The sequence below is a fragment of the Enterobacter sp. PL1 genome (assembly GCF_945957325.1).
GTDB lineage: Bacteria > Pseudomonadota > Gammaproteobacteria > Enterobacterales > Enterobacteriaceae > Enterobacter > Enterobacter roggenkampii.
This window is the reverse complement of record NZ_CAMFKT010000019.1, coordinates 96018-106836: the sequence shown is the minus strand read 5'-3', so window position 1 is coordinate 106836 and position 10819 is coordinate 96018. Positions and strand designations below refer to the sequence as shown.

Sequence of the window (10819 nt, the reverse complement as noted above, 5' to 3'; positions counted from 1 at the left end):
ATTGAATCTACAACCGCGCTCTTGATGTCAGACTCCCTGAACAGTTCTCGATAATCAGGAAACTCAGAGCGCGTTATCCTGTGGCCACTCTCTGCCATGTGTTCGGGGTCCATCGCAGCAGCTACAAATACTGGAAAAACCGTCCTGAAAAGCCAGACGGCAGACGGGCTGTATTACGCAGCCAGGTACTTGAACTGCATGGCATCAGCCACGGCTCTGCCGGAGCAAGAAGCATCGCCACAATGGCAACCCAGAGAGGCTACCAGATGGGGCGCTGACTTGCTGGCAGACTCATGAAAGAGCTGGGGCTGGTCAGTTGCCAGCAGCCGACTCACCGGTATAAGCGTGGCGGTCATGAGCACGTTGCTATCCCGAATCATCTTGAGCGACAGTTCGCCGTAACGGAACCAAATCAGGTGTGGTGCGGTGATGTGACCTATATCTGGACGGGTAAGCGCTGGGCGTACCTCGCCGTTGTTCTCGACCTGTTCGCAAGAAAACCAGTGGGCTGGGCCATGTCGTTCTCGCCGGACAGCAGGCTTACCATGAAAGCACTGGAAATGGCATGGGAAACCCGTGGTAAGCCCGTCGGGGTGATGTTCCACAGCGATCAAGGCAGTCATTATACGAGCAGGCAGTTCCGGCAGTTACTGTGGCGATACCGGATCAGGCAGAGTATGAGTCGGCGTGGAAACTGCTGGGATAACAGCCCAATGGAGCGCTTCTTCAGGAGTCTGAAGAACGAATGGGTGCCAGCGACGGGCTATGTAAGCTTCAGCGATGCAGCTCACGCAATAACGGACTATATCGTTGGATATTACAGCGCACTAAGACCGCACGAATATAATGGTGGGTTACCACCAAACGAATCAGAAAACCGATACTGGAAAAACTCTAACGCGGTGGCCAGTTTTAGTTGACCACAACAGTAAAGAGATTATCCTCCAGACTTTTCAAAACACGAGCGCTATGCGATGCCGACCACTTCTGATTGCTGGCGTGCCAGTCTCTGGCGACTACTTCAAACGTTATCGCCTCTTGTTCCTGTTCTACCTTAACAGCTTTCTTGTTTTCACTGGGATCGACACCATTAGCTAAAAGCTTACGAGCCTCATCCCGGTGTGCCCTGGCATCCGCCAACGACACTTCGGGGTATTTCCCCAATGCCAGCATCTTCTCTTTGCCGCCAAAGCGATAACGTAGCCGCCAGTATTTGGAGCCGTTAGGGTGAACCAGCAAAACCATGCCTTCACCGTCGGTCAGCTTATAGGCTTTTGCTTCAGGCTTAGCCGAACGAACCTTCACATCACTCAGAGCCATGATGAGTATCCTTTCAAGGGTTCTGTGTGGGTACAAACATTATCGAACCGGGAAATACCCGCAGTTGTACCCGCATCAGTAAGTTGATGTAGATTGAATCAGGTTGACTTAGGTTGAGTGAAAAAGCGAGGAAAGCCTTGCGGATACTGGATTTTAGGCACAAAAAAAGACGTCCGTTGACGTCTATTGATGTTCCGATGGTGCCCGAAGGCCGAACTCGAATCGGCTCTTCATTAACTAACTCTGGCAACGTTTCCATCCAATCGCAATCCATCCAAATAGTCCCCATACCACTGCATCATCTCTTTCCTCCCTTCAAGATACTGCGCATGGTTATAGGTCCCGCGAATCGCGTTCTTGTCCACATGCGCGAGCTGGGTCTCAATCCAAGCAGTGTTGAATCCTTCCTCATGCAAGATTGTGCTCATGGTGTGACGAAAACCATGTCCGGTTGCTCTCTTATCGTAACCAATCCTTTTAATAACCATATTGATGCTGGCTTCGCTCATTGGTTTATTAACATCGTTTCGACCTGCAAAGATAAACTGGTAAGTACCGGTCAATTGCTTTAGTTGCCGAAGTGCTGCTAAGGATTGAGCAGAAAGGGGGACTATGTGGGGTCGCCTCATCTTCATTCTACTTTTCGGTATTTCCCAGATATGGTTTTCGAAGTCGATTTCACTCCATTCTGCCATACGTAATTCGACGGTTCGTAAGCCCGTAAGCATGAGTAGTCGGGTCGCCAGAAGCGTTACTAGACTGCCGGTGTATTGTGAAAGCTTTTGTAAAAACTCGGGTAGCTCAGCAGCAGTAAGAAAGGGATAATGTTGTTTCTCGTACCCCTGTAAAGCACTACCAAGATCAGCCGCAGGGTTGTACTCGGCTCGGCCAGTAACAATAGCGTAACGGAACACTTCGCTACAACGTTGGCGCACTTTACTGGCAAGCTCCGGCGCACCTCGCTTTTCCATACGCTGCAATACAGACAGAAGCTCCAGTGGCTTTATCTCATTAACCGGCTGCGATCCAACAAAGGGAAATACATTGTTTTTGAAGGCCCGGTTAACATAGTCAGCGTAGTTTTTTGACCAGCCAGAAACTTTTGCGTTGTACCACTCAACCGCTATCGCTTCAAAAGTATTCGTAACCGATAGTTTTTGGGCAAGTAGTTCGGCTTTTTTAACTTCACCGGGATCTTTATCATTTGCCAATGTTTTTCTCGCTTCATCGCGCTTAGTGCGGGCTTCCGCAAGTGAGATGTCAGGATAGGTTCCGAACGAGAGTTTTTTCTCTTTACCGGCAAATCGATACTTCATTCGCCAGTACTTTGAACCGTTAGTATTGACCATGAGATAGAGCCCTCCGCCATCAGCGAGTTTATAGGCTTTATCTCTGGGCTTTGCAGTCTCGACCTGACGAGCATTCAGTGGCATTTGGGGGCCTCATTTTCCGTTGAACAGGATAAGCCCCCACTTAGGCCCCCAAACGTTTATTGATTCACGTAGATATGGGTAGACTTCAGTTGACGTCGCATAGCCTGAGAAGAGGAGTTATGGCTGATTATAAAAGGTTTTTATTGAATTCGGTAGACATCAGGAGAGTTATATCTGGTGTCCCCTGCAGGAATCGAACCTGCAACTAGCCCTTAGGAGGGGCTCGTTATATCCATTTAACTAAGGGGACGAGGCGGCACGAGTATAGCGTCATTTACACTTTGCGTTAAGCGCATCGCCGCCTGACTGCTCAAAGAGTCACCATTCAGGACGATTTTTTTGTCGATTTATCATCATTTTCCCGCGCTTTAAGCTCCGCTTTGCGTTTGTTCGACATGTCGTTACGGATTTGGGCATGGCTTAACAGCGCGAAGATAAACGTTCCGCCGCAGATGTTTCCTGCTAGTGTCGGTAAGGCGAACGGCCAGAAAAAGTCGCTCCAGTGAAGCGTACCGTTAAAGACCAGATACAGTATTTCTACGGTACCGACCACAATATGCGTGGTGTCAGCCAGCGCAATCAGCCAGGTCATCAATATAATCACCACAATTTTGGCGCTCCCTGCTGAAGGAAACATCCAGACCATCGTGGCGATGATCCAGCCGGAGATGATGGCATTCGAGAACATCTCGATCGGGGTGTTTTTCATCACATCCATGCCGATTTTTACAAATGCATCCCGGGTGGGTTCATCAAAGATCGGCATGTACTCAAACGCCCAGGCCGCTATGCCCGTGCCGATGATATTACCCAGCAGGACGACGCTCCACAGACGCATCAATAAACCGAAGTTGCCGAGGGTAGGGTTTTGCATCACCGGCAGAACGGCGGTCACCGTGTTTTCGGTAAACAGCTGCTGGCGGGCCATGATGACAATCACAAAGCCGAAGGTATAGCCGAGATTCTCGAGTAAAAAACCGCCCGGCACACCTTCCAGCTGAACATGAAATATCCCTTTGGCGAGCAGAGATGCGCCCATTGAGAGCCCTGCGGCGATAGCTGACCAGAAGAGGGCCATGGCATCGCGCTCCATCTCTTTTTCACCGTCCTGGCGTATATGCTCATGGATGGCCATCGCGCGGGAAGGGAGGCGATCTTCATCAATTTCTATTTTCTCGCCACGCGCTTTCTCCTCGCTTTCAATTTCAAGTTCCTCATCGCTCTCGCCAATTTTTTCTTCGCCCACTTCTTTCATATCTGCTCCCGGAGGTTGATCTTTCTGTTAAGCGTAGCGGCTTTTATCGGGATGCCTGTGGGGATGCTCTTAAATTGGCGGCAATGACAACAAAGGTGATACATCTCTTTCAAAGACATTATAAAATTGCCAGCGAAACGAATTCCAAAAGCCAGGCTATGCTGAGATCAGAGTCACGGTGATTACTGCCCGTAATTGTGCTCATAGACATCGGTAAACGTGCTGTTACAATCGCTTGCACGTTTACAGACGGAGCATCAACGGCTCCGTTACGGATGGCAATCAACGATAGCCATACTGAACAGGGAGATATTTATGAAACTTCGGCTGTCGGCGCTTGCGCTTGGCGCGACGATGCTTGTGGGCTGCGCCAGCTCCGGGGAGCAAACGGGACGCTCCGATCCTCTCGAAGGATTTAACCGCTCCATGTATAACTTCAACTACAACGTGCTGGACCCGTATGTGGTTCGCCCGGTGGCAGTGGCATGGCGCGATTATGTTCCCCAGCCCGCGCGTAACGGGTTAAGTAACTTTACCAGCAACCTCGAAGAGCCTGCGGTAATGGTGAACTACTTCCTGCAGGGCGACCCGTATCAGGGGATGGTGCACTTTACCCGCTTCTTCCTGAACTCCATTCTGGGGATGGGCGGCTTTATTGACGTGGCAGGCATGGCGAACCCGAAACTGCAGCGTGAGCAGCCGCACCGTTTCGGCAGCACAATGGGACATTATGGCGTCGGGTACGGTCCGTACATGCAATTACCGTTCTACGGTAGTTTCACCCTTCGTGATGATGGCGGCGATATGGTTGATACGCTGTATCCGGTTCTGTCGTGGCTGACCTGGCCGCTGTCGGTGGGTAAATGGACGGTGGAAGGGATTGAAACCCGTGCGCAACTGCTCGACTCTGATGGCTTACTGCGCCAGTCTTCTGACCCGTATATTATGGTGCGAGAAGCGTACTTCCAGAATCATGACTTTATTGCCAACGGCGGTAAGCTGAAGCCGGAAGAGAATCCAAACGCGAAGGCGATCGAGAACGAACTAAAAGATATCGATTCGGAGTAAATAAAAAAGGTGAGCAATGCTCACCTTTTTCAATTCCTGCGCGATTAGAACGCGTAGTTGAAGTTCGTACCGAACAGCCAGGCTTTACCTTCAGAGGTAAACTCGTAAGGGCCTTCCTGGAACGTCACTTTCTGACCGTGCATATAAGATACGCCCGCATCGATGGATGCATTCTCGTTGAACGCATAAGTCGCGCCTGCACTTATCCAGAAGCGGTCCTGATCCGGAATGGAAATGGAACGCTTGTCTGCCGGAACCGGGCTGTCGTCAAATGCGATACCGGAGCGGAAAGTCCAGTTTTTATCGTAGTAGTAGGTGGTACCCAACGCAATACGATAAGCGTCGTGGAAGCTTTCGTCCTTATAGAACAGCGTTTGACCATTGCTTCCGGTCGCTTTCAGCTCCTGGAACTGGCTCCAGCTGGTATAGGCCAGGCTGTAGTGGATCGCCCATTGCGGTGCAACGCGGTTATAACCGGAGACTTCCCACATTTCTGGCAAATGCAGTGACAGCGAACCTGGAACGGTCTGGTTTGACGTTCCCCAAGGAATGGTGGTACCCGCACCAGGAACCACGTTGTTCACAGGCTTCAGGATGCCGCTCTTGTAATCGCCGTCGAAGTCAATTTTCACTTCGGAGCGATAGGTCAGGCCCCAACGGTTGTTTTTGTCCAGCTCGTACAGGATACCGGCGTTCCAGCCATAGCCCCACTCATCACCTTCAAGGCTGGCAATTTTGTTGCTGTTTTTTGGCAGGCGAGCAGTTTGCTCCCCGGAGTAACGTTCAATTTTGGCATCGGCGTAGACGGCATCAAAGCCCAGACCAAAGCTCCAGTTGTCGTTCAGGCGATAAGCACCACTCAGGTTAAGGTTCAGCGTAGTAAGGTCTGTTTTACCGCCGTATTCACCAGCCGGGTAGTTGCTATTGAACTCGGTAGCAAGCCCGTAGTTAGAGGTTACGGATGCTCCCCAGCCAAACTGTTCATTGATAGGCGCAACGAAGTGCAGGTTAGGGACCCATGCTGTTGGGGCAATATTGTCCGCTTTAAGGCTCGCACCCGTGTAAGGCGACTTGCCAGAAATGTTGACATCAGGATCGATATAAACCGCACCGGCAGAGAAGGTCGGACGATCAAACATCATGATCAATGCGGGGTTACGACTTGCGTTACCCGCATCATCAGCAATAGCGCCTTCCCCTGAATACGCGCGGCCAAGGCCAGAGGAAGAAAATTCGTTTAACTGAAAGCCCGCTGACCATGCGGAAGTGGAGACGAGTGCCACTGCGACTGCCAGCGCAGTCTTGTTGAACAGGGTTTTCTGGCTCATGACCATAACCTCATTGAGTTATTTTTATTCAATAATTGTTACATACCGTAACAGGAGCGCGAAGTGTAGGGTCTGAGGTATGACAGACAAATCAGACCAGTGGCCAGAGTATAGGTCCGACCAGCCTGAATGTTGCAAGTTTGTTTATTAATATTTTCAAACATGTTTCGTGAAACGAGATCTGGTTGGCAAAATTGTGACCATCGCGACTCACCCAAAAGGGTGGTTTTTGTTTTAGATCATTTTTTAGTGTGATATTGGTCACTTATCCGATTTTGCGCCATTAACGGCTGGAGAGAGCCCGCGCCGGGGCGTAAAATATCAGCATCGTGTTTATCTCGCGCGCTGCGCGAATACAGAGGAAATTGAGCTATGAGTAAATGCAGTGCTGATGAAACCCCGGTTTGCTGCTGTATGGATGTTGGCACCATCATGGACAACTCCGATTGCACCGCGTCTTACAGCCGTGTGTTCACCAACCGCGCCGAAGCGGAAGAGACCCTGGCCGCGCTGAGCAAGCGTGCGCGTGATGTTGAATCCGATCCGTGTGAAATCAAGTCGACCTTTACCGAAGTGGAAGGCGGCGTGAAGCTGGACATCGACTTTGTTTTTGCCTGTGAAGCTGAAACGCTGATTTTCCAGCTGGGTCTGCGTTAATTTCTGCGGCCTGATGCCCTCACCCCGACCCTCTCCCACGGGAGAGGGCGCAAGCATTAAAAACGGTAACCTACTGGTTACCGTTTTGCTTTTACCTTGCGCACCCGGCAACATACCGCACAAATGCCCATGCCATGCAGGGGCATTTTCTTTTTCTTCTCTGTGTTTTAGCTCGCACTTTTTCGTTTCCCCGATTGGCTGAATGTAAAAAAATGGTTAAGACTATTATCAGGTCAGACCACTTAGTGTTTGCGAATATTTTTTTACAGGGGAGTGTTATGAGTCAGGCATTACCGCTTATTACCCGTCAGGGCGATCGCATTGCCATAGTCAGTGGATTGCGCACGCCATTTGCGCGTCAGGCAACGGCGTTTCATGGCATACCGGCCGTCGACCTGGGGAAAATGGTAGTGGGGGAGATGCTGGCTCGCAGCGAAATTCCGCCGGAGGTCATCGAACAGCTGGTCTTCGGCCAGGTCGTGCAGATGCCTGAAGCCCCCAACATTGCGCGGGAAATCGTCCTCGGTACCGGGATGAATGTTCATACCGACGCCTACAGCGTCAGCCGCGCCTGCGCAACCAGTTTCCAGGCCGTGGCTAACGTCGCCGAAAGCCTGATGGCGGGCACCATTCGCGCCGGGATAGCGGGTGGAGCGGACTCCTCTTCGGTACTGCCAATTGGGGTCAGTAAAAAGCTGGCGCGCATCCTGGTGGATGCCAACAAAGCCCGTACGACGGGTCAGAAACTCAAACTCTTCTCGCGTTTACGTCTGCGCGACCTGATGCCTGTACCTCCTGCCGTCGCGGAATACTCCACCGGCCTGCGCATGGGCGACACCGCCGAGCAGATGGCCAAAACCTACGGCATTACTCGTGAACAGCAGGATGCGCTGGCGCATCGTTCACATCAGCTTGCGGCAAAAGCCTGGTCGGAAGGCAAGCTGACCGATGAGGTCATGACCGCCTATATTCCGCCCTATCGCGAACCGCTTGCGGAAGATAACAATATTCGTGGCACGTCAACGCTGGCGGATTACGCCAAACTGCGCCCGGCGTTTGACCGCAAGCACGGCACCGTGACGGCGGCGAACAGTACGCCGCTGACGGACGGGGCTGCCGCCGTGATCCTGATGACCGAATCCCGTGCGAAAGAGCTGGGCATTATTCCCCTGGGCTATTTACGCAGCTACGCCTTCACCGCCATTGACGTCTGGCAGGACATGCTGTTAGGTCCGGCATGGTCCACGCCGTTGGCGCTGGATCGCGCGGGGCTGACGCTGGCTGATTTAACCCTGATTGATATGCACGAAGCGTTTGCCGCGCAAACCCTGGCAAACGTCCAGCTGCTGGCAAGCGAGCGTTTCGCACGTGATGTGCTGGGCCGCGCGCATGCCACGGGCGAAGTGGATCAGAGTAAATTCAACGTGCTGGGCGGCTCTATCGCCTACGGTCATCCGTTTGCCGCTACAGGGGCGAGGATGATCACGCAAACATTACATGAACTCCGTCGCCGTGGCGGTGGGTTTGGCCTTGTTACCGCCTGTGCGGCGGGCGGCCTTGGCGCAGCAATGGTTCTGGAGGCTGAATAATGGATATGCCATCTGCATTTAATCTGACGGTTCGCCTCGATAACGTGGCCGTTATCACTATTGATGTGCCTGATGAAAAGATGAATACCCTGAAGGCCGAATTTGGCGTTCAGGTGCGCGCGATGCTAAAGCAGATCCGCGAGAACAAAGCCATTCGCGGCCTGGTGTTTATCTCTGCCAAACCCGACAACTTTATCGCCGGGGCGGATATCAACATGATTGCCCGGGCGCAAAGCGCGCTGGAAGCCGAAGAGCTGGCGCGTCAGGGCCAGCAGGTGATGTCGGAGATCAACAGTCTCCCAATCCCGGTCATCGCAGCGATCCACGGTGCGTGTCTGGGCGGTGGGCTGGAGCTGGCGCTGGCCTGCCACAGCCGCATCTGTACCGACGATGCGAAAACCATTCTGGGCCTGCCGGAAGTGCAGCTGGGCCTGCTGCCTGGTTCTGGCGGAACGCAGCGTCTGCCGCGGCTGGTGGGCGTCAGCACGGCGCTGGAGATGATCTTAACCGGTAAACAGCTGCGTGCCCGTCAGGCGCTGAAAGCCGGTCTGGTCGATGACGTCGTGCCGCAGTCCATTTTGCTGGAGGCCGCCGTTGAGCTTGCGCTGAAAGGGCGTCAGGCAAAACGTCCTCTGCCGGTTCGCGAGCGCGTGCTGGCCGGTCCGCTGGGGAGAACGCTCCTGTTCAATATGGTGGGCAAAAAGACCGAACAAAAAACCAAAGGCAATTACCCGGCGGCAAAGCGGATCCTCGACGTGATCGAAACCGGGCTGTCGCAGGGCAGCAGCAGCGGCTATGCCGCGGAGGCCAAAGCCTTTGGCGAACTGGCGATGACGCCGCAGTCACAGGCATTGCGCAGCATCTTCTTCGCCAGCACTGACGTCAAAAAAGATCCCGGCAGCAAGGCGGAGCCTGCGCCTCTGCGTGCCATTGGCGTACTGGGTGGGGGGCTCATGGGCGGCGGTATCGCTTTTGTTACCGCCAGCAAAGGCAAATTGCCGGTACGCATCAAAGACATTAACCCTAAGGGAATCAACCACGCGCTGCAGTACAGCTGGCAGAACCTTGATCAAAAGGTCAAACGCCGCCATATCAAGGCAAGCGAGCGTGATAAAACCCTGGCGAGGATCTCCGGTACGACGGATTACAGCGGTTTTGCGCACCGCGATCTGGTGATTGAAGCCGTGTTTGAAGATCTGGCGCTTAAGCAGCAGATGGTGGCAGACGTTGAGCAGCATTGCGCCCCGCACACCATTTTTGCCTCTAACACGTCGTCATTACCGATTGGCGATATCGCGGCGAAAGCCGCGCGTCCAGAGCAGGTGATCGGGCTGCACTTCTTTAGCCCGGTAGAAAAAATGCCGCTGGTGGAAGTTATTCCACACGCGACCACCAGTCCGCAAACCATCGCCACGGTAGTCAAACTTGCGAAGAAGCAGGGTAAAACGCCGATCGTGGTCGCAGATAAAGCCGGCTTCTACGTCAACCGTATTCTGGCGCCCTATATTAATGAAGCCATGCGGCTGCTGACGGAAGGCGAGAAGATCGAGCACGTCGACGAGGCGCTGGTAAAGTTTGGTTTCCCCGTTGGCCCAATCCAACTTTTGGATGAGGTGGGAATAGACACCGGCACTAAAATTATACCTGTGCTGGAGGCGGCTTATGGCGATCGTTTTAGCCCGCCTGCAAACATTGTTTCTGCAATTTTGAAGGACGATCGCAAAGGCAGAAAAAATGAACGCGGTTTCTATCTTTACGGCGCGAAAGGGCGTAAAAGCAAGAAACAGGTCGACCCTTCGGTTTATGGGCTTATTTCGACCACCGGTCAGGGAAAACTGTCTGCCGTTCAGTGCGCTGAACGTTGCGTGATGATGATGCTCAATGAAGCGGCGCGCTGCTTTGGTGAGCAGGTGATCAAGAGCGCACGCGATGGCGACATCGGCGCGGTATTTGGTATTGGTTTTCCGCCGTTCCTTGGCGGCCCGTTCCGCTACATGGATACACTCGGCGCGGGTGAAGTGGTTGCCATTTTGCAACGTCTGGCCTCGCAATATGGCCCACGGTTTACACCGTGTGACGAATTATTGCAGATGGCGGAACGGGGCCAGACATTTTGGCCTGCACGGGAAACTGATTTCGTAAACTGAAGTCAAAGAAGGGTAAATCCTG

7 protein-coding genes, 1 tRNA gene and 2 pseudogenes are annotated in these 10819 nt (G+C 52.9%); 5 read left to right on the top strand and 5 right to left on the bottom strand.

What is annotated here, in order from left to right; translation table 11 throughout:
* Positions 1-14: 14 nt before the first annotated feature.
* A pseudogene (locus N6P30_RS17270) lies at positions 15-920 on the top strand (IS3-like element ISEc52 family transposase); the annotation flags it as partial.
* Between the two features lies 1 nt (position 921).
* On the opposite strand, the pseudogene N6P30_RS17265 reads toward N6P30_RS17270, so the two are convergent.
* The 4 genes and pseudogenes from N6P30_RS17265 to N6P30_RS17250 all read right to left on the bottom strand — a co-directional run.
* A pseudogene (locus N6P30_RS17265) lies at positions 922-1320 on the bottom strand (Arm DNA-binding domain-containing protein); the annotation flags it as partial.
* A gap of 233 nt (positions 1321-1553) precedes the next feature.
* Positions 1554-2753: a tyrosine-type recombinase/integrase gene (locus tag N6P30_RS17260; RefSeq protein ID WP_007851503.1), complete on the bottom strand. Its 1200-nt coding sequence runs from the start codon at positions 2751-2753 to the stop codon at positions 1554-1556.
* Between the two features lie 175 nt (positions 2754-2928).
* A tRNA-Arg gene (locus N6P30_RS17255) sits at positions 2929-3003 on the bottom strand.
* A 75-nt stretch (positions 3004-3078) separates the two neighbouring features.
* Positions 3079-4008 (bottom strand): formate/nitrite transporter family protein, encoded by a 930-nt coding sequence (locus N6P30_RS17250; protein WP_008502620.1) that lies wholly within the window; start codon positions 4006-4008, stop codon positions 3079-3081.
* Positions 4009-4323: 315 nt separating this feature from the next.
* On the opposite strand from N6P30_RS17250, the gene mlaA reads away from it, so the two are divergent.
* Complete coding sequence (gene mlaA / locus N6P30_RS17245; protein WP_008502619.1) at positions 4324-5076, top strand: phospholipid-binding lipoprotein MlaA; 753 nt, start codon at positions 4324-4326, stop codon at positions 5074-5076.
* Positions 5077-5120: 44 nt separating this feature from the next.
* Here the strand turns inward: mlaA and fadL are convergent, their stop codons facing one another.
* Positions 5121-6404 (bottom strand): long-chain fatty acid transporter FadL, encoded by a 1284-nt coding sequence (fadL, locus tag N6P30_RS17240; RefSeq protein WP_008502618.1) that lies wholly within the window; start codon positions 6402-6404, stop codon positions 5121-5123.
* Between the two features lie 372 nt (positions 6405-6776).
* On the opposite strand from fadL, the gene N6P30_RS17235 reads away from it, so the two are divergent.
* From N6P30_RS17235 to fadJ, 3 genes are all read left to right on the top strand, one after another.
* On the top strand, positions 6777-7061 hold the full coding sequence (locus tag N6P30_RS17235) for a YfcZ/YiiS family protein (RefSeq protein ID WP_023294142.1): 285 nt from the start codon (positions 6777-6779) through the stop codon (positions 7059-7061).
* Between the two features lie 278 nt (positions 7062-7339).
* Positions 7340-8650 carry an acetyl-CoA C-acyltransferase FadI gene (fadI, locus tag N6P30_RS17230; protein WP_023294141.1) on the top strand — a complete coding sequence of 437 codons (1311 nt, stop codon included), beginning with the start codon at positions 7340-7342 and terminating at the stop codon, positions 8648-8650.
* Positions 8650-10797: a fatty acid oxidation complex subunit alpha FadJ gene (gene fadJ / locus N6P30_RS17225; RefSeq protein WP_023294140.1), complete on the top strand. Its 2148-nt coding sequence runs from the start codon at positions 8650-8652 to the stop codon at positions 10795-10797. Before fadI ends, fadJ begins: the two co-directional genes overlap by 1 nt.
* Positions 10798-10819: the final 22 nt, after the last annotated feature.